The organism is Octadecabacter arcticus 238 (assembly GCF_000155735.2).
Classification (GTDB): Bacteria; Pseudomonadota; Alphaproteobacteria; order Rhodobacterales; family Rhodobacteraceae; genus Octadecabacter; species Octadecabacter arcticus.
In genome coordinates this window covers 2,650,745-2,674,243 of sequence record NC_020908.1, presented here as the reverse complement: position 1 = coordinate 2,674,243, position 23,499 = coordinate 2,650,745, and the positions used below count along the sequence as shown (strand labels likewise).

At 55.3% G+C, this 23,499-nt stretch carries 24 protein-coding genes and 2 pseudogenes; 21 read left to right on the top strand and 5 right to left on the bottom strand.

The window, feature by feature from the left end:
• The first annotated feature begins 37 nt into the window (after positions 1-37).
• The 18 genes and pseudogenes from OA238_RS13910 to OA238_RS13825 all read left to right on the top strand — a co-directional run bounded on the left by OA238_RS13910 (position 38) and on the right by OA238_RS13825 (position 16,376).
• Positions 38-583: a hypothetical protein gene (locus tag OA238_RS13910; protein ID WP_015495647.1), complete on the top strand. Its 546-nt coding sequence runs from the start codon at positions 38-40 to the stop codon at positions 581-583.
• Between the two features lie 9 nt (positions 584-592).
• Entirely contained in the window at positions 593-1,420 is an 828-nt protein-coding gene (locus tag OA238_RS13905) for a YihY/virulence factor BrkB family protein (protein ID WP_015495646.1), read from the top strand.
• A 231-nt stretch (positions 1,421-1,651) separates the two neighbouring features.
• The gene (locus tag OA238_RS33855; RefSeq protein ID WP_015495645.1) at positions 1,652-1,873 is read left to right on the top strand and encodes a DUF6444 domain-containing protein; all 222 of its coding nucleotides are present in this window, start codon (positions 1,652-1,654) and stop codon (positions 1,871-1,873) included.
• A gap of 15 nt (positions 1,874-1,888) precedes the next feature.
• A pseudogene (tnpC, locus tag OA238_RS13895) lies at positions 1,889-3,067 on the top strand (IS66 family transposase); the annotation flags it as partial.
• Positions 3,068-3,372: 305 nt separating this feature from the next.
• The gene (locus OA238_RS13890; RefSeq protein ID WP_044036861.1) at positions 3,373-3,963 is read left to right on the top strand and encodes a hypothetical protein; all 591 of its coding nucleotides are present in this window, start codon (positions 3,373-3,375) and stop codon (positions 3,961-3,963) included.
• Between the two features lie 45 nt (positions 3,964-4,008).
• On the top strand, positions 4,009-4,368 hold the full coding sequence (locus OA238_RS13885) for a hypothetical protein (RefSeq protein WP_015495643.1): 360 nt from the start codon (positions 4,009-4,011) through the stop codon (positions 4,366-4,368).
• Between the two features lie 33 nt (positions 4,369-4,401).
• Positions 4,402-5,571 (top strand): ISAs1-like element ISOan1 family transposase, encoded by a 1,170-nt coding sequence (locus tag OA238_RS13880; protein WP_083906737.1) that lies wholly within the window; start codon positions 4,402-4,404, stop codon positions 5,569-5,571.
• The gene (locus tag OA238_RS13875) at positions 5,572-6,462 is read left to right on the top strand and encodes an Ig-like domain-containing protein (protein WP_245581541.1); all 891 of its coding nucleotides are present in this window, start codon (positions 5,572-5,574) and stop codon (positions 6,460-6,462) included. It abuts the gene before it with no gap.
• Positions 6,463-7,641 (top strand): Ig-like domain-containing protein, encoded by a 1,179-nt coding sequence (locus OA238_RS13870; RefSeq protein ID WP_338042841.1) that lies wholly within the window; start codon positions 6,463-6,465, stop codon positions 7,639-7,641.
• A gap of 123 nt (positions 7,642-7,764) precedes the next feature.
• A complete protein-coding gene (locus OA238_RS13865) occupies positions 7,765-9,096 on the top strand; it encodes a TolC family protein (RefSeq protein WP_051076485.1) in 1,332 nt (443 codons plus the stop codon).
• Between the two features lie 107 nt (positions 9,097-9,203).
• Positions 9,204-11,356: pseudogene (locus tag OA238_RS13860) on the top strand (ATP-binding cassette domain-containing protein).
• The gene (locus tag OA238_RS13855) at positions 11,356-12,525 is read left to right on the top strand and encodes a beta-barrel domain-containing protein (protein ID WP_015495640.1); all 1,170 of its coding nucleotides are present in this window, start codon (positions 11,356-11,358) and stop codon (positions 12,523-12,525) included. The pseudogene OA238_RS13860 and the gene OA238_RS13855 overlap by 1 nt, the downstream one beginning before the upstream one ends.
• Before the next feature lie 191 nt (positions 12,526-12,716).
• Positions 12,717-13,343, top strand: a complete 627-nt coding sequence (locus OA238_RS13850) for an ATP-dependent Clp protease proteolytic subunit (RefSeq protein WP_015495639.1) — start codon at positions 12,717-12,719, stop codon at positions 13,341-13,343.
• Between the two features lie 108 nt (positions 13,344-13,451).
• A complete protein-coding gene (clpX, locus tag OA238_RS13845; RefSeq protein WP_015495638.1) occupies positions 13,452-14,720 on the top strand; it encodes an ATP-dependent Clp protease ATP-binding subunit ClpX in 1,269 nt (422 codons plus the stop codon).
• Positions 14,720-15,100, top strand: coding sequence for a RidA family protein (locus OA238_RS13840; protein ID WP_015495637.1), 381 nt, complete (start codon positions 14,720-14,722; stop codon positions 15,098-15,100). The genes clpX and OA238_RS13840 overlap by 1 nt, the downstream gene beginning before the upstream one ends.
• Before the next feature lie 90 nt (positions 15,101-15,190).
• The gene (locus OA238_RS13835; protein ID WP_015495636.1) at positions 15,191-15,574 is read left to right on the top strand and encodes an NADH:ubiquinone oxidoreductase subunit NDUFA12; all 384 of its coding nucleotides are present in this window, start codon (positions 15,191-15,193) and stop codon (positions 15,572-15,574) included.
• A 2-nt stretch (positions 15,575-15,576) separates the two neighbouring features.
• Positions 15,577-16,023, top strand: a complete 447-nt coding sequence (locus tag OA238_RS13830) for an MlaD family protein (protein WP_044036855.1) — start codon at positions 15,577-15,579, stop codon at positions 16,021-16,023.
• The gene (locus OA238_RS13825) at positions 16,020-16,376 is read left to right on the top strand and encodes a DUF2155 domain-containing protein (RefSeq protein WP_015495634.1); all 357 of its coding nucleotides are present in this window, start codon (positions 16,020-16,022) and stop codon (positions 16,374-16,376) included. Before OA238_RS13830 ends, OA238_RS13825 begins: the two co-directional genes overlap by 4 nt.
• Here OA238_RS13825 and aat read toward each other — a convergent pair.
• A complete protein-coding gene (aat, locus tag OA238_RS13820) occupies positions 16,340-16,981 on the bottom strand; it encodes a leucyl/phenylalanyl-tRNA--protein transferase (RefSeq protein WP_015495633.1) in 642 nt (213 codons plus the stop codon). The genes OA238_RS13825 and aat overlap by 37 nt on opposite strands.
• 307 nt (positions 16,982-17,288) lie before the next feature.
• On the opposite strand from aat, the gene OA238_RS32850 reads away from it, so the two are divergent.
• From OA238_RS32850 to OA238_RS30280, 3 genes are all read left to right on the top strand, one after another.
• A complete protein-coding gene (locus tag OA238_RS32850) occupies positions 17,289-17,429 on the top strand; it encodes a hypothetical protein (protein WP_187293049.1) in 141 nt (46 codons plus the stop codon).
• Positions 17,429-17,722 carry a hypothetical protein gene (locus OA238_RS13815; RefSeq protein ID WP_015495632.1) on the top strand — a complete coding sequence of 98 codons (294 nt, stop codon included), beginning with the start codon at positions 17,429-17,431 and terminating at the stop codon, positions 17,720-17,722. The genes OA238_RS32850 and OA238_RS13815 overlap by 1 nt, the downstream gene beginning before the upstream one ends.
• 74 nt (positions 17,723-17,796) lie before the next feature.
• Positions 17,797-18,860 (top strand): IS630 family transposase gene (locus OA238_RS30280; protein ID WP_085982726.1). Its coding sequence is split into 2 segments (ribosomal slippage): positions 17,797-18,301 and positions 18,301-18,860, totalling 1,065 coding nucleotides; the frame shifts between segments, so codons are not numbered across the junction.
• A gap of 72 nt (positions 18,861-18,932) precedes the next feature.
• Here OA238_RS30280 and accC read toward each other — a convergent pair.
• The 4 genes from accC to acs all read right to left on the bottom strand — a co-directional run bounded on the left by accC (position 18,933) and on the right by acs (position 23,388).
• On the bottom strand, positions 18,933-20,279 hold the full coding sequence (accC, locus tag OA238_RS13800; protein ID WP_015495631.1) for an acetyl-CoA carboxylase biotin carboxylase subunit: 1,347 nt from the start codon (positions 20,277-20,279) through the stop codon (positions 18,933-18,935).
• Between the two features lie 22 nt (positions 20,280-20,301).
• On the bottom strand, positions 20,302-20,805 hold the full coding sequence (gene accB / locus OA238_RS13795) for an acetyl-CoA carboxylase biotin carboxyl carrier protein (RefSeq protein WP_015495630.1): 504 nt from the start codon (positions 20,803-20,805) through the stop codon (positions 20,302-20,304).
• Positions 20,806-20,939: 134 nt separating this feature from the next.
• Positions 20,940-21,269, bottom strand: a complete 330-nt coding sequence (locus OA238_RS31830; protein ID WP_144055907.1) for a hypothetical protein — start codon at positions 21,267-21,269, stop codon at positions 20,940-20,942.
• A 163-nt stretch (positions 21,270-21,432) separates the two neighbouring features.
• Positions 21,433-23,388 (bottom strand): acetate--CoA ligase, encoded by a 1,956-nt coding sequence (gene acs / locus OA238_RS13785; RefSeq protein WP_015495629.1) that lies wholly within the window; start codon positions 23,386-23,388, stop codon positions 21,433-21,435.
• Between the last annotated feature and the right edge of the window lie 111 nt (positions 23,389-23,499).

Genomic DNA, 23,499 nt, shown 5'->3' with positions numbered 1-23,499 from the left:
CCTCGACAGCGACGGGGGGCAACCTTAGCTTTGGCGCATGAAATACATTGTCACGATTGCTGCCATGATTGGGCTATCTGCCTGCGCGGAAGGGGCTTTTCTTGGGGGGCTGCAGACCGCGGAAACCGCGGGTGTTGCCACGGGCGCAAGCGTCAGTCCCGATCTTTCGCCGTCGCGCGGGGCTGCGTTTTCGCCACCGATCCACCCATCCCTGAACAACAGCCAAACGCGTCCTGATTTGCCGCCATCTCCACCGCCCAATGCCCGCACGGTTGAACAGTTCGATACCACCACAGCGCAGGATCGTGCGGCGGCAATTGCGCCGCCCGCAGGCGGGGAGCGCCGCCTTGGGTCCACCATTGCCAATCTTGGCAGCCCGACCGATCCGGGTATCTGGCTTAAGACGCCATTGGTGACAGCCGTCATGAACGGGCGCGTCGAATACAATGGCATGTCCGTGAACCTCGAACTGCGCCCGTCCGGTGGTGCGCTCGGGTCAGGCAGCCAGATTTCGCTTGCGGCGATGCGCCTGATCGAAGCGCCGCTGATTGGGCTGCCGGAAGTGAGTGTTTATGCAAACTAGAAACGCCTTATGAACTGGCGGCCAGCCTTTGAGATCACGCGCCAAGTTCTTGATGATCTGAGGGAAAAGAACGCAGGCCTGATTTCTGCAGGGGTTGCGTTTTACGGATTGTTTGCGATTTTCCCGGGCATAGCGGCGACGATATCCTTGTTTGGTATTTTCGCTGATCCGATTGTTGTTGAATCGCAACTTGATTTGATGGCTGGCTTGATGCCGGAAGGGGTCTTTAAGTTGTTCCAGACCCAGATCGACGGATTGCTAAGTGCCAGAAGCGCGACGTTGGGCGTGACGACATTATTGTCAATCGGGCTGGCGCTTTGGTCGGCGCGCACTGGCGTTGCGGCTTTGATTCGTGGATTGAACGCGATTTTTGATCGGCCCAATCGTGGTAGCATCCGACATGTCCTGGTGGCATTGCTGTTGACGATCTGTCTGGTTGGTATTGCGATTGTGGCGCTGTTGATGGTCGTCGTCGCGCCGATCTTTTTGGCGGTGATCCCGTTTAATACAGACCAAACTGTTTTGCTCGAATTGTTCCGTTGGAGCCTTGTGATCGCGGTTCTGTTCGTAGGGCTGGGGCTTTTGTACCGTTATGGACCCAACCGACGCTTTGCACGGATGGGCTGGGTGACGCCGGGCGCGTTTGTTGTGGTCGCGTTTTGGCTCGCAATGTCGGCAGCATTTTCGACCTATGTGGCGAACTTTTCAACTTACAATGAGGTATACGGATCACTTGGAGCGGTCATTGCTCTTCTGTTTTGGTTCTACCTGAGCGCGTATCTCATTTTGGTTGGTGCGGCACTAAATAACACGCTAGACCGCCGTAAGCCTTTGTGAATAAACGGGAAATAATATTATTGTGTCATGATTGTGTCATGGTTGTGTTGTGGCTTGAAAGATAGGAAATTCCCCTAGGAATTGTAAATTACCCGTAACTCCCAAGCACCCCAGCCGATAACGGGTTTTTGTCAGTTTTGATGTGAGTCTCCTTGGCCATTAGGCGCATGAATTTTCTGTTGTGGTCTGAATTTCGTGGCGCTGTGACGATTTCTCTGAATCATTGGTGGAATGGACCAAGTTACTGCTCTTGAACAACTCCTCGCCACGGCTCTGCGCAGGATCGCCGAGTTGGAAGCCGCGTTGGCGAGCATGGCGCAAGAGAATGCGGATCTGCGGCGTCAGTTGGCCAAGAACAGCAGTAATAGCAGCAAGCCGCCTTCGAGTGATGGGTTGAAGAAGCCGGTACCGCGTAGCCTGCGTGGTAAGTCCGGTAAGAAAAGTGGTGGTTAAGTTGGCCACCGAGGCGACACCCTACGTCAGACAGCAACGCCTGACTTTGTGGAGCGACATGAGGCTGAGGCCTGTGGCACCTGTCAGCATGGCTTGACGGCTGGGATGATCAAGGCGGTGGAGAGGCGTCAGGTTTATGACATACCGGTGCCGCGTCTGGAGGTCACAGAGCATCAGGCAGCGATTTATTGTTGTGGCCATTGCCGAGCCACGACGACAGCCACCTTTCCCGATGGCGTGAATACACACGTGCAATACGGTAAGCGCATTCGGGCGGCGGCGGTCTACTGCAATGTTCAGCAGCTGATCCCCGAGGATCGGGTCTGCCAACTCCTGCGTGATTTGTTTGGTGCCACCAGCCTATGCGCGGCCAGCGTGACCAACTGGGTGAACGGCACAGCGCGTACCTTGGGTGGCGTCGTCGAACACATTCTGGCCCGGCTCAATGAAGGCGGCGTTCGGCATCTGGATGAGACCGGACTTCGTGTTGATGGTAAGCTGCACTGGCTGCACTCAATCAGCGATCTCGCCTTCACGCATTATCGCATCAGCGCCAAGCGCGGTGCTGTTCCATCCTTCCTGACCGGCGGGACAATTGTTCATGACCACTGGAAGTCCTATTACGCCCATATGAGTGGGGTGGACGCGCACGCCCTGTGCGGGGCGCATCATTTACGGGAACTCAAGGCCATCGAAGAAATCGAAAAGGAGCCGTGGGCGTGCGCGATGAGCGTGCTGCTCAACAGCGCCAATCAGCTCAAGTGCGCGGCTCAGGGGCGAGGCGAGACCGAACTCCCCACGTCGGTTCACCACGGCATCCTCACCAAATACATGGCGATCCTCACCGAGGGCCTCGCCTTCCATGAGCGACAAGACCCACTGGCTAGACGCACTGGTGCGCGAGGCCGAAAAGCCAGGCGGCCAGGCCATAACCTTCTGGTCCGCTTGCGCGACTACCGTGATGACGTCCTAAGGTTCCTTACGGACTTCACAGTTCCCTTCACCAACAATCAGGCCGAACGGGACCTGCGCATGATGAAGTTGCGCATGAAAATCTCGGGAACTTTCCGCACCCTCGAGGGCGCGCAGGTCTTCGCTGACATCAAATCCGTCATCTCGACGGTCAGAAAACACGGGGGCAATATCCTCGAAACACTCACCCTATCACCACAACAGATCATCGCTCGGCTCTAACGTCGCAAGGGCAACACAAAACCCGATATCCGATGGGGTCCTTGGGAGTTACAATTACCCAACATATGGTGTCTGCAATGAAGAAAACGGCACATTAAAGTGCCATAGTGTTGAGGCGAGTGTGTACCATGTCAGCGATTAATTTCGTCGTCCGTGATGTTGCGGGCAATATTTCCAGAGGATCTGTCGCCTGTGAGGGCGCTTCGCCATCGCTTATTGTTGGGGCGGGGGAGGATGTTTCGCTCAACCTGACGCGCGGACAAATTATTTCATACACACGGCAGGGCTAAGCCCTTGAGGTCACATTGATCGACGGGCGTGTCATTCTCTTGGAAGGGTTCTTCACATTGGATGGCGTGTCGGAGAACAAATTGTTCCTGTCCGCTGGCGGTAGCTTGACCGAAGTGCAACTGACGCAGGGCGCAGGTGCGGACTACTTCGCCAATTACGTTGACGGCGAAGGCATGGGTAAATTTTCGGCCAGCGATGATTTGTACTTTGCGCGCGATGCGGAAGTCATGTTGGCGGACGCCTTCGTTCAATCGGATGACGAAGTCGGGATGTTGGGGGCTGCACTTGGCGGATTGGCCCCAATGTTTGGCTGGGGCGGCGCGGCGGCTGCGGCGGGTGCTGCTGCAATTATCGGTCTTCCAGGTGGTGGTGCCGCTGGGAGTGACCCGGTTGTCCCGCAAGTCAATGTCACGACGGGCACCAGTGATGGGAATCAACATGTGGTGAATGAAGAAGATCACGCTGATGGTGTCGAAATTGGCGGCACGGGCACACCGGGTGCAACCGTTGATGTCGTCATAGGCGCAACGACAGAAACGACAACAGTGGACGATGACGGTACCTGGGAAGTTATTTTTGACCCTGTCGATGTCGACACAGGTTAATACACACCCCCCGTCGAGGTGACGATAACCAACGACGGCGGCACCATGACTGTGACCGAAACGCTTGTTGTTGATACGGTCATTGGTGTGGATATTGCGGCGACAGGCGGTGCTGACAGTGTCATCAATGCACAGGAATATGACGGTGGCGTGACCCTGACGGGCGGCGTCTCGGGCGGTGATACAATCGTCGTCACCATTGACGGCACGGACTATGCGGCTGTTGTGACGGACACTACGTGGATATTGGACGCATCGCCAGACGTGATTACGGCTGGCGATTACCACACCCACGACGTTGTGGTCACAGCCACTGATTCTGCAGGTAACACGTCCAGCGCAAGCAGCACGATTATCGTTGATACAGTAACGAGCGTAACTGTAGGGCAATCGCATGAACAATAACGATGACAAATGTTGTAGAGGCTGATTCGATGGGTGATCTTCACTGGTTTAACGAGGTCATATGCCATGCCAAACCCAAGTTCACCTGAGGTCCATCCCATTGAATTTCTTACGCATTTTTCAGAGATAAGCGTTTCACGTCAAGAGGTTAAAGTGACTTACCCTTTGCCGGAAATACTCCTCTTAACCCTATGCGCTGTTTTGTCAGGTGCCAATGACTGGACGGCCATCTCGATATATGGGACCAAGAAACTGGGCTTTTTGAAGCGTTTTCTACCTTTTGCAGACGGGACACCGTCCCATGACCAACTTGGAAACATCTTTGCGGCCTTGGATGCCGAGGCGTTTCAGGCCTGTTTTATCGACTGGGTGGCCTCCCTTAACAAGACGGTGACTGGAGTGGTCGCGATTGATGGGAAAACCTCTCGCCGCAGCCTGGATAAAGCTGGCGGCAAGGCCGCAATTCACATGATCTCGGCCTGGAGTTCGGAATGGAATCTGACGCTGGCGCAACGGCAGGTGGACGGCAAGTCCAACGAGATAACGGCCATACCAGAACTGTTGGAGCTGCTCACCCTGAAGGGGGCTATTGTCACCATCGACGCTATGAGATGCCAACGCGAAATCGCCGCGAAGATCATCTCCAAAGAAGCAGACTACATCCTCGCTTTGAAGGGTAATCAGGGCAGCCTACGCAAGGACACAGAATTATTCATGACGGAACAGGCGGCCGTAGATTATGACGACACAACAGTCACTTACCACGAAACGGTAGAGAAGTCTCATGGCCGTATCGAAACAAGGAGGGTCACAGTGTGCACGGATATTGACTGGCTTAAAGCGGACCACAATTGGCCCGGTTTGAAAAGCATCGTTATGGTCCAGTACCACGCCATCCTGCAGGATAAAACGCGCGCCGAAACCCGCTATTACATTTCATCAATGACATCAGATGCTGAACATCACGCCAAAGCCATCCGTGACCACTGGGGAATAGAAAACGGGCTGCATTGGGTCATGGACATGGTGTTTCGCGACGATGAATGCCGTATCCGAAAAGGCAATGCTCCAGCCAATTTTACGACCATAAAACACGTTGCAAGCAACATGCTGCGCTCCGTAAAGGGGAAGCATAGCCTGCGATCAAAGCGCCACATTGCATCATGGGATGATGATTTCCTCGCCGAAATAATTAATACCTAAATCTCATGCGATTCCCCTGGCGTAACTGTCGATACTTCTGGCGTTGGTGGTGGCGATAACGTCGTCAACAATAGTGAACATCCGGGCGGTGTTGCACTGAATGGTACCGCCGAGGCGGGGGCGTCTGTTGTTGTCACCCTTGGGTCGATGTCCCACACGGTGATCGCGGGCGAAAACGGCATATGGTCCACAACGTACCTGTCCAGCGAAGTCCCGACAGGCGAAGACACGTTGTCGGTAACTGTGGTTGCCACCGATTTGGCAGGTAATATGTCAACAGCCGATGGATCAGTTGTCATCGACACATTCGTTAACGAACTTGAGATGACGACGAACACAGCCGGTGGGTCTGACGGCATCGTCAATTTCGACGAGTCCAGCCAGTCCATCACGATGGCCGGAACGGTTGAGGTCGGTTCAACCGTCAGCGTTAACCTACACGGCGTTGTCATGCAGGCCGCAGTGGATTCTTCTACGGGCGCTTGGACGGTGACGTATCCCGGGGGCACTTTGCTGGGTGGTGAATATCCAGCGACTGTGACGGTGACTGCAACAGACGCGGCGGGCAACACATCGTCGCTGAGCGAGGCAGTTCAGGTCGACACTGTGGCCGGTGATCTGGCGCTGTCGACACAACCCATCGAGTTGGACGACGTTGTGAGTTTTGATGAGGCCAGCGACGGTGTTGTCATCAACGGCACAGCCACCCCAGGTCTGATTGTAACGGTTGGTTTAGGGGCTTCGTCAATGGAAGTTCTGGCGCAGCCTGACGGCACATGGTCGGCAAACTTTTCTGTGAGTATGCTCCCCGCCGATACTGATTCAGCGCAAATCATGGCCTCCATCACGGACGCGCTTGGCAACTACAAAGAAGTCCGCGACAGTGTGTAGATCGACACCATTGTCGAGCCATTCAACTTTTCGTCCGAAAAGGTTGAGGGCGACGACATCATCAACGCCGCTGAAGCTGAAGACGGTGTCGTATTCTCTAGTCAGGTCGAACCTTTATCGTCCGTTCTGGTCGAATTTGGCGGTCAGAAAATGACGGTCAGTGCAGGTGGAAACGGTCAATGGAGCGCAAATTTCCCTGCATCGTCCATTCAGCACGATGAATACACAACGACCGTAACTGCAACGGCAACAGATCAGCATGGCAATGTGTCCCAGCCGATAACTCGCACAATTGAAGTGGACACGTTGGTGAATGAACTGACAACCACTGATCCGGTTGAAGGCGACAACGTCGTCAACTATTCTGAAGCCTCAGATGGCGTGACGCTTGGCGGCACGGTTGAGGCTGGATCGTCTGTTATGGTCACGTTCCAACACGTCAATGGCTCGGTCAGCAGCGCGGCAACTGTCGATGCGGCGGGCAACTGGACCATTGATTTTGCAGCGTCCGAAATTCCCGGGGGCGACTATGATGCCAACGTGACGATTTTGGCCACAGATGCCAATGGCAACACCGATAGCATCACCGACACCTTCCGCGTTGATACGGTTGATCCAGATGCCCCCGAAATCACAGCCGTTACGATCACACCCGAGGGTGTCAGTTCTTTGCGCACCGAAACGACGGACAATGATGTCACCGTGAACGAGATTACGGCCGCTGGCACAACCAACCAGTTGGCTGATCAGGATGACGGTTTCGCATTGCCAACAGATCAGACGTTTTACAGCTTTGAACCCGCGCTGCCCAACGGGTCCCATCTGGTTGTGAACGAAACGGATACCTCAGGAAATTCAAACGCCACCTTCATGGTCATGGAAGAAGCGGGCACCAACGCAGTCGACATGGGCGGTCTGGGCGGTTTTGACATCGGTGCGATCGATCTGAGCTTTGCCAAGGACAGCGAATTGTCGCTGGACGTCAGCACGCTTGAGGGTCTGTCGGACGCGGACAACAATCTTATTGTTCACGGCGGTGTTGATGACAGCATTACCCTTATTGGCGCGGCCAATACCGGTACACAGACGTCGATTGGTGGCAACGACTACAACGTTTACACAATGGGTGATGACGCGCAGGTCTTTATCGAAGAAGACATCGTTAACGTCACGATCTAATAGCCTTGTCCGTCATGGGTTGCGACTTAATCCCCTTAATCGAACGGGATGCGATCAAAAATGGTGGAGGGCCGGATCAACCGGCCCCCACTCCGCACCAGAAAAGCGAACCGAGGTAGACGATTGGGACAGGCAAGGCACATCAAAACATCGCTGGCAGCAGGATTGGCTGTCGTTGTTTTGAGCGGCTGCATGGGTGAGGACATTGTGTCCCGCGCGAGCGATTTATTGCGAACAAATGACGCGTCTGTTGCGGGTGGGCCGCAAGGCGGTGTCGCCTTAGAGGGTGAGTTGTCTAACGGTGAGCGGTCCGCGCTGATTGACGACTTGCTGAACCGCCGTTCTGTTTTGCCGACCGGTCCTTATACACAGGTTGCTTCGTCCGTCTTGGCCGCAAATTCGCGCGCTGCCGAAGCGCAATTGCGCGCGGCCATGTTGCGCTCGCAAGCACGCGAATTGAACTGGCTGCGGACACTTGGCCCACAGATTTCCCTGAACTCGCTCGGGTCTGTCGTGGCCAATCTGGTAATCGAACAGACCCTTTTCGACAACGGTGCCAAACGGGCTGAACGGGAATTTGCCCGTGCCGACGTCGAAGTCGCTGCCGTGGCACTGGCGCAGGACACCAATGATCGCGTTTATCAAGCGCTCGATCTGTACCTGACCGCCCAAAGCGCGCAAGCTCGCGCTGCCGTGAATGAAAGCGGAATGGCGCGGATGGAACGATTTGAATACGTGATGTCGGAACGTGTGAACGCTGGCATTAATGATCGTGCCGATCTGCAATTGGTGCAGCAGAAATTTGCACAAATGCGATCTGACTTTTTGGAAGATCGCGAAGCGGCGAGTGCTGCGCAAGCCGAACTTGCCGCAATGTCAGCCACGTCGTTGGACGGTGTGTCGGGGATTGAAACGATCGCTGATCCCGCCAGCACGGCCCAGCCACTTGATGTGATGAAGGTCGAGGCCCAAGGCATAAGCGGTATGGCCGAGGCCCGCGCACTGCAGGCAGGGTATTCACCCAACATCACGGCATCGGGCACAGTCGGGCAGGGCGGCACGGCGGGGATCAATGTCGGTATTCCCAACGGGCTTGGTTTTGGGCGCGGCGCCGATCTGGCCGCGATTGACGCCATGGGTCGCGCGGCTGAATTGCAAGTTGCCGAACAGCACGAAGACAGCGCACGCGAAGTCGCTGCGATTGAAGGCCTGATTACGTCACTGCACCGCCAGCAGTCTAACATCGCCACGATCATCAGCCAAGCCAACAACACCTACACATTGTTCGAACAGCAATTGCGCGCGGGGCAACGATCTGTGCCCGATGTTGTCGGTGTGTTTCGCACCAAACTAGATGCTGAACGCGATGCGGTCGCGCTGCGCTATGACCTTGCCCGCCAAGAACTGAAACTGGCCCGCATCTACGGAACTTTAGTTGACGGAGAAGACATTTGAGCGGCCCAGTCCTTGCTTTTGATATCAACGCCAGCCGCGGCGGTAAGCTGACGCGCGTCGGCAATCCAAAGGCTTTGGCGGCCGCTGTTCCCGCCGCAGATTTGCCAATTCCCGTTGTTGAAGCCGCCCGCGCTGAGGATCGCTACAGCGACAAAGCCAAAGCGCGCGCTGATCTGGCCGCGACCTATGCCGGTTTTCTGGGTGTGGACATCGTGCGCTCGGATTTGCTTGAGGTTATAACAGCCACGGACGGCGGCGACATCACGCCGCGCGCCATCGCCAAGGCGCTGAACCATGCAGGCATGATCAGCGCTGTGACCACAGTGCGCAAACCCACGCCGGATCTATGGCCCGCCCTTGTCGAAATGACGAGCGGACATGTGTTGCTGGTTCTTGATCAGATCGACGATGCGGTCATCGTCTTTGATACCACCTGTCGTGACAATCGCGCCGAAGTGCCGTTGTCAGACTTTCTGCCCTATTTCAGCGGCCTCGTTTTGCGTGCGGACATGGCGGTTGCGGACCTAGCCAAGAAACACGCCCGCAAAGGCAAGAAAGCCCACTGGTTCTGGGGTGAAATGCTGCAATTCCGCCGCCACATCGTGGAAATTGCGCTGGGGTCGTTTGTGGCCAACCTTTTGGCCGTCGCCGTGGCGTTGTTCAGCTTGCAAGTTTATGACCGCGTGATCCCGCACCAGTCTACGGCGACGTTGTGGGTGTTGGCGATTGGTGCCGGTCTTGCCATGCTGCTTGAGGCCGGATTGCGCATTGCGCGCGCTCGGTTGATGGACGGAGCAGGCCGCAAAATAGAATTGCAGGTTCAATCGCTTTTGATGGATCGCTTGTTGGGAATGCGGCGCGGCAAAGAAGGTCAGACGCCTTCTGGCTTGTTTTCTGCCGTGCGCGAATTTGGATCGGTGCGTGAGTTTTTCACAGCATCGACGATTGGCACCCTGACCGACCTTCCGTTCATTGTATTGTTTTTGGCACTTGTGGCATCAATTGGCGGCAATGTTGTGTGGGTATTGTTTGTCGGCGGAGTGTTGATGGTTCTGCCATCGTTCTTCATGCAGAAAAAATGATCGCCCTAACCCAACAGACCCAAGGCGCGTCGACCAAATCTAACAAACTGCTGCACGAGGTTATATACGAGGCCGACACGATCAAATCGCAGCGCGGTGAAGACCGGTTCAAGCGCCTGTGGGCGGAACTGTCCGCTGTGTCATCGCTTGCCACGTCCGAGCAGCGCAAACTGGCAAGCACCCTGACGTTCTGGGCGCAAGGCGTGCAACAGGCTACCTATGTGGCGGCTGTCGTTGCAGGCACGTTTATGGTTTTTACGGGTCAGTTCACTATCGGCACGATCATCGCCGTGGGCATCCTGACATCGCGCACACTTGGCCCATTGACGCAGCTTGCATCGACGCTGGCGCGTTGGTCTAAAGTGAAGGCTGCACTAGAGGCGTTGGGCGAGATTGCTGACGTAGAACAAGAACAAGAACAAGAAGAAGACCGCCAATACCTGCGCCGCGAAGAGATGAAGGGCGGGTTTGAGTTGCGCGACATCGCGTTTTGCTACAATGCCGACAGTGGGCAGACCCTTGATATTCCGGGGCTGAGGATCGAACCGGGGCAGCGCATCGCGGTGCTAGGATCGAACGGGTCCGGCAAGTCCACGTTGTTGAAATTGCTGTCAGGCATTTACCGCCCCACCAAGGGGCGGGTGTTGGTTGACGGGGTCGATATGGGGCAGGTGATGCCGCGCGATCTGCGCCTTTCTATCGGCTACCTGTCCCAAGAAGTGCGGCTTTTCAGTGGCACGCTGCGCGAAAATTTGAACCTGACATTGCTGGAACGCGATGACGACCGCCTGCTACAATCGCTCGATTTTGCAGGCTTGGGTCAGTTCGTGCGCAATCACCCCAAGGGCCTTGATCTGGAAATTTCCGATGGTGGCGAAGGCCTGTCCATCGGGCAGCGTCAATCGCTGGGCTGGGGGCGGTTGTGGCTGCAAAACCCGAAGATTTGCCTGCTCGATGAACCGACTGCGGCGCTGGATCAAACGCTTGAGGCGACGCTGATTCGCCGTCTGGAAACATGGCTTAACGGGCGCACGGCGATTATCGCGACCCACCGTGTGCCGATCCTTGAACTCACCACCCGTACAGTGATCTTGCAAAATGGCCGCTTGGCCGTGGATGGCCCGCGCGATGAAGTGTTGGCGCATCTGCAAAAGAACAACAATAAGGCAATCGCCTGATGGTAACGTTTAGCGACGAATTCGAAAGCCGCACAAAGGGGCCAAGCCTGCTGATCTGGCTGATTGGCGCTACGGTTTTTATCTTTTTGTTGTGGGCGAAATTCGCCGCCATTGACGAGATCGTGCGCGCCAAGGGCAGCATCGTGTCATCATCACGCCCGCAGATCATCCAAAATCTCGAAGGTGGTATTTTGGCCGAATTGCTGGTCAGCGAAGGCGATGAGGTCGAGCCGGGCGATGTGCTGGCACGCCTGCGGAGCACGCAGTTTGAAACCTCGGTTGATGATTTGCGCGAACAAGTGATTGCGGCTGAAATCCGCCGCCTGCGGCTTGAGGCCGAAATCGCCGGCATGTTCAGCTTCAATGTGCCCGACGCCATCGCAGCCTACAGCCCCGAAATGGTTGCATCCGAACGCGCATTGCTGAACGCGCGCCAGTCCGATTACGTTGGCCGTACGAACGGCGCGCAGTCGATCGTGACCGAAACACAGCGCGAACTGGCGGTGATGGAAGACCTGTTTGAGCGTGAAATTGCGGCGTTGATCGAAGTTAGCCGTGCACGTAAATCAAATTCTGATGCGCTTAACCATTATAACGAGATCATTACGCAGGCCGAACTCGACCGCGCGTCCGAATATTCTGACGTGCTGTCTGCCTTGGCCAGCCTGCGTCAAGATCTGTGTGTCGCCGAAGACCGTCTGACCCGCACAATGATCACCAGTCCCATGCGAGGGATCGTCAACAACCTTGGCGTCACGACGATCGGCGGCGTGATCCGCCCCGGTGAAGAGATTTTTCAGATTATACCGCTGGATGATGAACTGTTTGTTGAGGCCGAAGTTTCGCCCTCCAATATCGCCAACGTCATCCCCGGTCAGGCCGCGACAATAAAGCTCAGCGCCTATGACTACACGATTTACGGATCGCTGACCGGCGTTGTGCAGTTGATTTCAGCTGACACGTTCGAGGACGGTCGCGACCCTAACGCGCCGCCCCACTACCGTGTGACGCTGCGGGTCAACACCACAAACCTTGGCGAGCGGCAAGCACAGATCGAAATTCGCCCTGGTATGCAGGCGGACGTTGAATTGCACACTGGATCAAAGACTGTTCTACAATACCCCACCAAGCCGCTATATCGCTCACATGAGGCCTTGCGCGAACCCTAGGGCTGTGAGCCCGCTCACCAAAGCAAGAAATGCATCACGCGTGGTTGAATTCCGACACGGTCGTGCTTTATTAATTCCTACTCCAATACCATTGGGGTGCTCTTGAAGCCCCTCGACTGCGCCACTAAGGTTTGCGTAACAAAATTCCCTTACACGACGTGCGATCGCGTCAAAATCCGAAGGCAGAGCATATGCAACACCCCACTGATACTTACATGAATCTCGTTCCGATGGTGGTCGAACAGACCGCACGCGGCGAACGTGCCTATGATATTTTCAGCCGCCTGCTGAAAGAACGGATTATTTTCGTGAACGGGCCCATCCATAGCGGGATGAGCCACCTGATCGTCGCACAACTGCTGCACCTCGAAGCAGAGAACCCAAAGAAAGAAATAAGCATGTACATCAACTCCCCAGGGGGGGAGGTGACGGCCGGATTGTCGATCTATGACACGATGCAATACATCAAACCAAAGGTGTCGACGCTGATTTGCGGCATGGCGGCGTCAATGGGGTCAGTGATTGCGATCGGTGGTGAAAAAGGCATGCGGTTTGCGCTGCCCAACGCCGAAGTGATGATCCACCAGCCATCTGGCGGATCCCAAGGCAAAGCTGAGGACATTCTTATTTCCGCGCGTCACATTGAAAGAACGCGTGAGCGGATGTATCAACTGTACGTTAAGCATTCAGGGCAGTCGCTCAAGACGGTACAAAAAGCGCTTGATCGCGATCTCTGGATGACCCCGCTAGAGGCCAAGGAGTGGGGCCATCTCGACGAGATCGTAGAAAACCGTGCGAAGGAAGACGACAAAACTTGATGTAACACACGACGTTTAGACGTTGTGGACCATTTCGGGCTGCCATAGGATGCGTCCAAAGCAGCCCGAAACACGTATTACAGGCCTTTAAGGCTAAGGGAATGAGACATGGCGACGACGTCTGGCGGCGACAGCAAGAACACCCTCTATTGTAGCTTCTGCGGCAAGAGCCAGCATGAGGTGCGCAAATTGATTGCGGGACCGACTGTGTTCATCTGTGATGAATGCGTTGAATTGTGCATGGATATCATCCGCGAAGAAACCAAATCGGCAGGGCTGAAGTCCTCAGAAGGGGTGCCAACCCCGCTTGAGATTTGTCAGGTTTTGGATGATTACGTCATCGGTCAGAGACATGCGAAACGGGTGTTGTCAGTGGCTGTGCACAACCACTACAAACGTCTGAACCACGCCGATAAGTCAGACATTGAACTGGCGAAATCCAATATTATGCTGATCGGCCCGACGGGTTGCGGCAAAACGCTATTGGCGCAAACGCTGGCCCGTATTTTGGACGTTCCATTCACGATGGCCGACGCCACGACCCTGACCGAAGCGGGTTATGTCGGTGAAGACGTTGAAAACATTATCCTTAAGCTGTTGCAGGCATCCGAATACAACGTCGAACGCGCACAGCGCGGCATCGTCTATATTGACGAAGTAGACAAAATTACGCGCAAGTCTGACAACCCATCCATCACCCGCGACGTATCGGGTGAAGGTGTGCAGCAAGCGTTGCTGAAGATCATGGAAGGCACGATCGCTTCCGTGCCGCCACAAGGCGGGCGCAAACATCCGCAGCAGGAATTCCTGCAAGTTGACACCACGAACATTCTGTTCGTTTGTGGCGGCGCATTTGCGGGTCTCGACAAGATTATCGCGCAGCGTGGCAAAGGTGCTGGCATGGGCTTTGGCGCAGAAGTGCGCGGCCCTGATGAACGTGGCGTGGGTGAAATTTTCAGTGACCTCGAACCAGAGGACCTGCTGAAATTTGGTCTGATCCCTGAATTTGTTGGCCGTTTGCCTGTGATCGCGACGCTTGAAGATCTTGATGAAGACGCGCTTGTAACGATTCTGTCCAAGCCGAAAAACGCATTGGTCAAGCAATACCAGCGCTTGTTCGAACTGGAAGACGCCAAGCTGACGTTCACGGACGATGCGCTGGTGGCGATCGCTAAACGTGCAATTGAACGCAAAACAGGCGCACGCGGATTACGGTCTATCATGGAAGACATCTTGCTCGACACGATGTTTGAATTGCCCGGAATGGACACGGTGACAGAAGTGGTGGTGAACGAAGAGGCCGTCGGCCCAGACGCGCAACCTTTGATGATCCACGATGACACCAAAAAGAAAGCCAAGCCGGCAACGGCTGGCTAATGACCATCAAACGCATGTCTTTGGGCGGTGAGTTTGAGGCCAAAGTCGGCTATTGTCGCGCGGTCGTTGCAGGTGGATTTGTATACGTCTCTGGCTGCGTCGGGGTAGATCGCGCGACTGGTGATGTGCCGGACGACGTCACGCAACAATGCCGCTTAGCGCTTGATATCATCTCAGATGCGCTGGCCGATGCCGGGTCTAGTTTTGCCAAGGCGGTCCGCGTCACCTACATGCTGCCCGACGCTACGGACTTTGAACCATGCTGGCCCATTCTTAGGGCCGCGTTTGGTGAGAACCCGCCTGTTGCAACGATGATAGAATGTGGGCTGATTGACCGCAAATACCGCATTGAAATCGAGGTCACCGCGCTGGCGGGTTAATGCGCAGTGGGCAGTCGTTGGATTAATGGACCTCTGGACCTGCCTGCCAATATCGGGCATCAGTGGACTAATCAAATTGGAGCCATAACCATGGGCGTTCTCAACTTTATCAAACGAATTTTTACGTGGTGGGACGGGCAAACGCTCGGCACGCAGCTGTGGACATGGCGCAATGGTAAAAAAGTTGGCGAGGACGCGCTTGGCAATATTTACTACACAAACGCTGCGGGCACGCGACGCTGGGTGATCTACAATGGCGAAGTTGAGGGCAGCCGCGTCAGCCCTGAATGGCATGGCTGGCTGCACCATACGTGGGACGAAACGCCTAGTGACAAACCACTGACCCACAAGTCGTGGGAAAAGCCACATATTCAAAATCTGACAGGGACCGCCGCGGCCTATGCACCAGCAGGGTCATTGCGCCGCACAGATCCCGCAAAACGCGCGGATTACGACGCATGGACGCCGGAATAAATATGCGCGAAAACACCACAGAGGTCGTCGTCGGAGGAGCCGTTCTTGCGGTGGCGTTGGGATTTTTATGGTTCATCGGGAGCGCGACAGGCCTAGGTGGGTCTACCAGCGGTATGGACTTGAAGGCCAACTTCCGATCTGCTGAAGGCGTCAGCGTCGGCACAGACATCCGGCTTGCAGGAGTGTCGGTCGGCACGGTCAGTGGGCTGGATCTAAACATCGAAACATACCGCGCCGATGCGATCTTTGCAATTGATCAGGGCATTTTGATCCCTGATGACAGCGGGGCCGTTGTCGCGTCCGAGGGGCTTTTGGGCGGTACATTCGTTGAAATTGTACCGGGTGGATCGTTTGAAATGTTTGTCGACGGCGGGTTGATCCAAGACACCCAAGGCGCTGTAAGTCTGATCCAATTGCTGATGAAATTCGTCGGAGGAGACGAGGCGTGAAAACGTTTCTGACGGCCGTGTTGATCTGCCTCGCGATGCCCGTTTTCGCGCAAGAGGCGACGACGGCATCGGGCGGGACGTTGCGGGTCCTTGATAAGATCACCGGTCGCACCCACGACCTCGAATTTGGCAATGGCCAGACCCAGACCGTTGGTCTTTTGGCGATCACGATGACGGAATGCCGCTATCCAAGTGGAAATCAATCCGGCGATGCCTACACGCTTTTGACAATCGTTTACAATAACGCCGCTGATCCGGTTTTTCGCGGCTGGATGATTGCGTCGGCCCCTGCGCTGAACGCGCTGGATCATCCACGCTATGATGTGTGGACGTTGCGCTGTAGCAGCGAATAGGCATCCGAAACGCCCGTTTGACGGTCAAAATCAGCATCGAGTTCGAGTGCGGCACGCAACCGTTTTCGATACCTTGCGCGCGACACCTCAACTCCGCCAAGACTGGCCAAATGCGGCGTTATGAACTGCGTGTCGAATAAATCAAAACCGCCGACGGCCAAGCGATCGACCAAATAAGCCAGCGCGACCTTGGACGCGTCGGTGCGGTGGCTGAACATGCTTTCGCCAAAAAATGCGCCACCCAAAGCGATGCCGAAGACACCACCGACGAGCACCCCGTTGTCCCAAACCTCAACAGAGTGCGCCGCACGTGCGCGGTGAAGCTGGTTGTAGAGAGTCATCAGCATGTCATTGATCCACGTCTCCTCACGGTTCGCGCAACCCGTGACAACGCCTGCAAAATCAAAATCATAGGTGATGGTAAACCGATCAGATCGAATAGACTTGGCGAGGGACCGAGAGATGTGGAACCCGTCCAATGGCAGGATTCCACGCTGACGTGGGTCCACCCAAAACAGACCCTCATCACTTCGATGCTCCGCCATTGGAAAAATGCCACTCGAATAGGCAGACAGCAGCATTTCCGGTGTTAACGTCGTTGCCATGTGCAGCCCCCATTCATCAAGAAAGGTTGTCGCACGATCTCGGCGGGGGGTAAATAATCAGCCAAAAAAAGGGGGAACAGTAAATGAGTTTTTCGATTTCATTGCGGACTTGACATATTACCATGATCACACGGTACCGATACAGTGGATGAACAAGCGGCACGACGCCTTTCGCGCCGTTTGCATCTGAAACTTCAGGGGCACGTGTCTTGGATCTCGCGTCGCATGTCGGTCGTTGGTCTTACGCATTTGCCGGTGCGGGTGCTGCGTCTGTTGTGGGCATTGAGGGGCGTCAGGAGATGATCATATGTTCGACGACTTTCCGGATGATGTGCTCAAAAGCAAGGTAGAGCTGCGGGTCGGGGATATATACGATGGATTGGATGCCGCCATTGCCAATGGCGAAACCTATGATGTCGTTGCGGTTTTGGCATTCTGTATCACCTGATGGATCGTTTCCGGCTGTTTTTGTTGATCCGCAAGCTGAAGCCGAAATTGATCATCGTCGATAGCGAATTTATGCGACATCCTGAATCGATGATGATGTTGGTGTCTGAATTGGCATCAAACGTCTTGAACGCGATCCCACAATATGAAGGCCAAGAGCGCGCGATCAAGGCTATTCCCAGCTTCAAAGCGATGTGGCACATGGCCGAGGCGTTGGGTTTTATCTTTGAATGGGTGGACTGGAACGCCCGCGCCAAGGATGATCGGCGCGGGGTGTCATACCAGTGGCCATAATATCTGACTCATTTTTTTGGTTTTAATTTTTGGCAAACTCTGAATCAATGACCTCCATAGATTGGGAGGTGCTCATGGGTGGAGCCATAAAAATTACGCGCACGGATATGTCTGCGAAAGATTTGCGCCGTGCGGCAAAGCGAACCAAGGATGGGCGGGTTGTACGGCGACTACTGGCCATAGCGCTGGTGCTTGATGGGGTGGATCGTGAAACGGCTGCCCGCAGCAGTGGTATGGATCGACAAACACTTCGGGATTGGGCGCATCGCTTTAACGCAGAAGGCATTGAGGGGTTATCGGATCGGAATGGCAAGGGGGCAAAACCACGGTTGTCGCCCAAGCAACAGGCGCAATTTGTGGCTTGGGTGGAGGCCGGGCCCGACCCAGTAAAAGATGGCGTAGTACGATGGCGTTGTGTCGACTTGCAGGCTCGTGTTGAAGAGGAGTTCGACGTGAAACTGCATGTGCGTACGATTGGGAAATATCTAACCAAGCATGGCTTTCGCCGCCTGTCTGTGCGTCCAGAGCATCCGAAAACTGATCGCGAAGCGCAGCAGACTTTTAAAAAAACTTTACCAGCCTCGTAAACGATACTCTGCCAGAACATGCAAAGGGGAAGCCTCTTGAGGTATGGTTCCAAGATGAAGCCCGCGTTGGACAACAGGGGACACTCACCCGTAAATGGGCCAAGCGTGGAACTCGCCCGCGCGCACCCCGTGATATACGCTTCAAATGGAGTTATATCTTTGGTGCCGCTTGTCCCGCACGTGGTACCGCCGCAGGTCTCGTCCTGCCCTACGTCAACGCCGAGGCTATGGGGCTGCATCTTGATGAGATCGCAAAAGCTGTCGCACCCGGCTCACATGCCTTGCTGATTGTTGATGGGGCGGGGTGGCATGGCGCAAAATGTTTGCAGGTGCCAGATAAAATTACGCTCGTTAAGCTGCCACCGTATTCACCCGAACTGAACCCCATGGAAAACGTCTGGGCTTATCTGCGAGCTAATAAACTCGCAATCACAGTTTTCGACACCTATGACGAAATACTCGACAAATGTGCACAAGCTTGGAACTTCTTTGCGAACGACCCAGAGCGAATAAGTTCAATCACAGATCGAGAATGGGCAAGGGTCACTTAATTCGGCCGTTGGTATCAGACTATTATTGTGAAACAGAGATGCAGCGGGGCACCTGCGTGCTGCGGCCAATCCCTAGGTGAGGTTGGTTTCGAGCCAGTGTTCCAACCAATGGATGTTATAGTCGCCCGTCAATACGGCGTCTTCTTTCAGGAGCGCGTGGAACAGTGGAATAGTCGTGTCGACGCCATCAACGATCAATTCGCCCAATGCACGCGCAAGACGTGCCAATGCTTCTGGACGGTCGCGACCATGGACGATGAGTTTTCCGATCAAACTGTCGTAGTAGGGCGGGATTGAATAGCCATCATAAAGCGCGGAATCCATCCGGACGCCAAGGCCGCCTGGCGCGTGAAATTGCGTAATCCGACCGGGACAAGGTGAGAAGTTCGGCAATTTTTCGGCGTTTATTCGAACTTCAATGGCGTGGCCACGAATTTTCAGATCGTCTTGGGTGAATGACAACGGCAGTCCAGCCGCCACACGAATTTGTTCGCGCACAAGGTCTTGATCGAAGATCGCTTCGGTGACGGGATGTTCGACTTGAAGGCGGGTGTTCATCTCAATGAAGTAGAACTCGCCGTTTTCATAAAGAAATTCAATCGTTCCCGCGCCGATGTAATTGATGTTGGCACAGGCGTCGGCGCAAACTTTCCCGATCTTCGCACGTTCTTCTGGCGTGATCGATGGGCCGGGGGCCTCCTCAAATACTTTTTGGTGGCGGCGTTGCAGTGAACAATCGCGTTCGCCCAGATGCACCGCCTTGCCTTTGCCATCGCCGAACACCTGAATTTCGATGTGGCGCGGTGTGGTTAGATATTTCTCGATATAAACTTCTGGGTTGCCGAAATTGGATTTACCTTCGGCACGTGCTGTCTGGAATGCTGATTTCATTTCGGTAGCCGAATTTGCAACCTTCATGCCTTTACCGCCGCCGCCAGCGGTGGCTTTGATGATGACTGGATAGCCAAATTCGTCACCAATTTTTAACGCATCTTCAACTGTGTCGACGCCGCCTGGGGAGCCCGGGACGCAGGGCACGCCGAGCGCTTTCATAGTGTCCTTGGCGGTGATTTTGTCGCCCATCGTGCGGATGTGTTGCGCTGTGGGGCCGATAAACGTCAATCCGTGGTCTTCGACGACCTGCACGAATTGTGCATTTTCGGACAAGAACCCGTAGCCCGGATGGATCGCCTGCGCGCCGGTGATTTCGCATGCAGAAATGATCGCTGGAAAGTTCAAATAACTAAGCGGTGATGGCGCGGGGCCGATGCACACGCTTTCGTCGGCCATGCGCACGTGCATGGCGTCAGCATCAGCGGTGGAGTGAACAGCGACTGAGCCGATGCCCATTTCGCGACAGGCGCGGATCACGCGAAGGGCGATTTCCCCACGGTTCGCGATGAGGATTTTATTAAACATTTCAGTCCCTAACCTTTGAGCCTTACTCGACGATCATCAGAGGGGCGCCGAATTCAACAGGTGCACCATCTTCGACCAAAAGCCGCTTAACCGTGCCGGATTTTGGCGCAGGGATGTGGTTCATGGTTTTCATTGCCTCGATGATCAGCAAGGTGTCGCCTTCGCTGACCTTGTCGCCGACTTTCACGAAAGCGGCGACATCGGGTTCGGGGGACATGTAGACCGTTCCGACCATTGGCGATGTGACCGCACCGGGCAAACTCGCGGGATCCGCGCTGGCCTCGGGTGCAATGGACGCGGCGGGGGCGGGCGCTGCCATCGTTTGTGCAGGGGCCGCTTGGGCCATTTGCGTTACCACTTGTGCGGGGGGATTGCGGCTAACGCGCACATTAAGGCTGTCGTTCTCGCCGTAATCGCGTTTTACCTGCAATTCTGTCAAATCATTTTCGCGAAGCAGTTCAGCCAGCGCTTTAATGAAGCTGACATCGGAATCGCGGGCGGAATCTTGCGGCGTCGTTTTGGTCATTGTTCCCTCGGCGTGTTGCCTGTCTTTTGGCGCGTTTCATCTTAGTTTATCGCAAACACTGCCAATGTCCTACACCAAGGTTGCGAGGGTGGAAAGCGGGCCGAACGGGGAAAAATGACGTTGGGTTATAATGCCTAGTTTTTAGATGGCGCCTCTTGCTTGGGAGCGTCAAGTTTTTCAGGCAACATATTGATGCCATAGGGCTTTAATGTGCGCTGGACGCCGGACACACCGGATGTTTCGAGTTTTGATGCGGAGTCGCTATCTGCAAGCGCGGCTTTGCTGATGAGCCCCGTTTGTGAGGGACTTGCCGGAACCGGCATTGGTATCTCAGGCGTTGGGTCCTTGGCTATTGCGGAAGAGTCAGCCGGTGCTCGGCCGTCCGACACCACAGGCGGAGGCGCAGATTGCACAGCAGGCTGTAAGGCGAGATAGCCGACACCGATTGCGCTATGAATGTCCATTTCAGGCTCCTGTTGTTAAAAAGGAGACCCCACCGATCTTGCTTATGCCGCACAGCCCTTAATAAATTGTTTATCGCGATCTATTTTTCTTCTTTGGTCGCAAAAAATGCCGCACTGACGGATCAATGCGGCATTTTGGGGGGTAGGGGGGGAATAGGTCCGATCAGTCCCGATTCATTCGGTTTTCAACCAATTCGTCCACGACGGACGGATCCGCAAGGGTGGACGTATCCCCCAATGCGCCAAAATCATTCTCGGCGATCTTGCGCAAAATGCGGCGCATAATTTTACCAGAACGGGTCTTTGGCAGGCCGGGGGCCCACTGCAACAGGTCAGGCTTGGCGATGGGTCCGATTTCTGTGCGGACCCATTTTTCAAGCTCTTTGCGCAACTCGTCCGTCGGCTCAATGCCGTTCATCAACGTCACGTAGGCATAGATGCCTTGGCCTTTGATGCTGTGCGGGTAGCCGACCACGGCGGCTTCGGCCACGGCGACATGTGCCACGAGCGCGGATTCGACTTCCGCGGTGCCCAGGCGGTGGCCGGAGACGTTGATCACGTCGTCAACGCGCCCCGTGACCCAATAATCGCCGTCTGCGTCGCGTTTGCAGCCGTCGCCGGAGAAATAATAGCCCGCGTAATCACCAAAATATGTCTTTTCAAACCGCTCATGATCGCCCCAGATGGTGCGCATCTGACCGGGCCAGCTGTCTTTGATGCACAGCACGCCACTCACGTCATTGCCGTGGACTTCATCGCCCGATTGCGGGTCCAGCACTACGGGCTGCACACCGAAGAACGGCACCTGCGCGGCCCCAGGTTTCAGGGTTGTCGCACCGGGCAGGGGGGTCAGCATGTGGCCGCCCGTTTCGGTCTGCCAGAACGTGTCAACGATTGGACAATTGCACTTGCCAACAACGTCATAGTACCAGTTCCACGCTTCGGGATTGATTGGTTCACCAACCGAGCCGAGCAATTTGAGATCGGAAAGGTCGTGCTTTTCGACCCAGTCATTTCCGTGCGCCATGAGCGCGCGAATAGCTGTGGGGGCGGTATAGAATTGATTGACTTTATGCTTGGCGCAAACCTCCCAGAAGCGACCAGCGTCCGGGTAGGTCGGCACGCCCTCAAACATGATCGTCGTGGCGCCGTTGGCCAGCGGGCCATAGACGATATAGCTGTGGCCCGTGACCCAGCCGACATCCGCCGTGCACCAGAACACATCGCCTTCGTGATAATCGAATGTGTATTCGTGGGTCATCGCGGCGTAAACGAGGTAGCCGCCAGTGGTGTGTACGACGCCTTTGGGCTGGCCCGTGGAGCCGGATGTATAGAGGATGAACAGCGGGTCTTCTGCCGCCATTTCAACGGGTTGCTGGTAGTCATCGGCGTCCAGCACCATGTCGTTGTAGCTGTAATCGCGGTCGGTCCACGTGGTTTGGGCGCCTGTGCGTTTCACAACAAGGCATTTGACGCTGTCTTTGCAGTGCAGTAGCGCCGTTTCCGCGTTTGATTTCAATGGCGTCGCCTTGCCACCACGGGGTGCGTGATCGGCGGTGATGACGACTTTGGCGTCACAACCATTGATGCGCGCGCCGAGGGCATCGGGTGAGAAGCCTGCGAACACAATGGAGTGCACAGCGCCGATGCGTGTGCAGGCCAGCATCGCATAGGCGGCTTCTGGGATCATCGGCATATAGATGACGACGCGGTCGCCTTTAGTGACGCCTAAGGTCTTGAGAACATTGGCCACTTTGCAGACATGGACCTGCAGTTCGCTGTAGGTAATATGCAGCGAGTCCGTCGTGTTCGGATCGTCGGGTTCCCAGATGATCGCCACTTGATCGCCGCGGGTTTCGACGTGACGATCCACGCAGTTGGCGGACACGTTCAGGGTGCCGTCTTCAAACCATTTGATGTCGACTTTGCCCGGTGCAAACGACGTATTTTTCACTGTTGTGAAGGGCTTAATCCAATCGATGCGCTTGCCATGCTCACCCCAAAACTCGTCGGGATCTGCAATGGAATGGGCATACATTTTGTCATAACCAGCGGCGTCAACATGGGCGCGTTTGGCGGCGGCGGCCGTGGGCGGGTAGGTCTTGGATTTGGCGGACATGGGGGCATCCCTTGTTTGAATTAGGGCCAATTTAGGCGAGTCACACAACGTACACAGGCTGTACACAACCTGTACACACCCGGTGTGCATACAGGTGTCGTTGCGGGACCG

Coding starts and splice junctions, on each gene's coding strand:
- OA238_RS13815 (WP_015495632.1), top strand. CDS start 17,429: ATGGATCGTTTCCGGCTGTTTTTGTTGATCCGCAAGCTGAAGCCGAAA.
- OA238_RS32850 (WP_187293049.1), top strand. CDS start 17,289: ATGTTCGACGACTTTCCGGATGATGTGCTCAAAAGCAAGGTAGAGCTG.
- OA238_RS13905 (WP_015495646.1), top strand. CDS start 593: ATGAACTGGCGGCCAGCCTTTGAGATCACGCGCCAAGTTCTTGATGAT.
- OA238_RS13830 (WP_044036855.1), top strand. CDS start 15,577: ATGCGCGAAAACACCACAGAGGTCGTCGTCGGAGGAGCCGTTCTTGCG.
- accB (WP_015495630.1), bottom strand. CDS start 20,805: ATGACCAAAACGACGCCGCAAGATTCCGCCCGCGATTCCGATGTCAGC.
- OA238_RS13910 (WP_015495647.1), top strand. CDS start 38: ATGAAATACATTGTCACGATTGCTGCCATGATTGGGCTATCTGCCTGC.
- OA238_RS13850 (WP_015495639.1), top strand. CDS start 12,717: ATGCAACACCCCACTGATACTTACATGAATCTCGTTCCGATGGTGGTC.
- OA238_RS31830 (WP_144055907.1), bottom strand. CDS start 21,269: ATGGACATTCATAGCGCAATCGGTGTCGGCTATCTCGCCTTACAGCCT.
- aat (WP_015495633.1), bottom strand. CDS start 16,981: ATGGCAACGACGTTAACACCGGAAATGCTGCTGTCTGCCTATTCGAGT.
- OA238_RS33855 (WP_015495645.1), top strand. CDS start 1,652: ATGGACCAAGTTACTGCTCTTGAACAACTCCTCGCCACGGCTCTGCGC.
- acs (WP_015495629.1), bottom strand. CDS start 23,388: ATGTCCGCCAAATCCAAGACCTACCCGCCCACGGCCGCCGCCGCCAAA.
- OA238_RS13885 (WP_015495643.1), top strand. CDS start 4,009: ATGACTGTGACCGAAACGCTTGTTGTTGATACGGTCATTGGTGTGGAT.
- OA238_RS13855 (WP_015495640.1), top strand. CDS start 11,356: ATGGTAACGTTTAGCGACGAATTCGAAAGCCGCACAAAGGGGCCAAGC.
- clpX (WP_015495638.1), top strand. CDS start 13,452: ATGGCGACGACGTCTGGCGGCGACAGCAAGAACACCCTCTATTGTAGC.
- OA238_RS13835 (WP_015495636.1), top strand. CDS start 15,191: ATGGGCGTTCTCAACTTTATCAAACGAATTTTTACGTGGTGGGACGGG.
- accC (WP_015495631.1), bottom strand. CDS start 20,279: ATGTTTAATAAAATCCTCATCGCGAACCGTGGGGAAATCGCCCTTCGC.
- OA238_RS13840 (WP_015495637.1), top strand. CDS start 14,720: ATGACCATCAAACGCATGTCTTTGGGCGGTGAGTTTGAGGCCAAAGTC.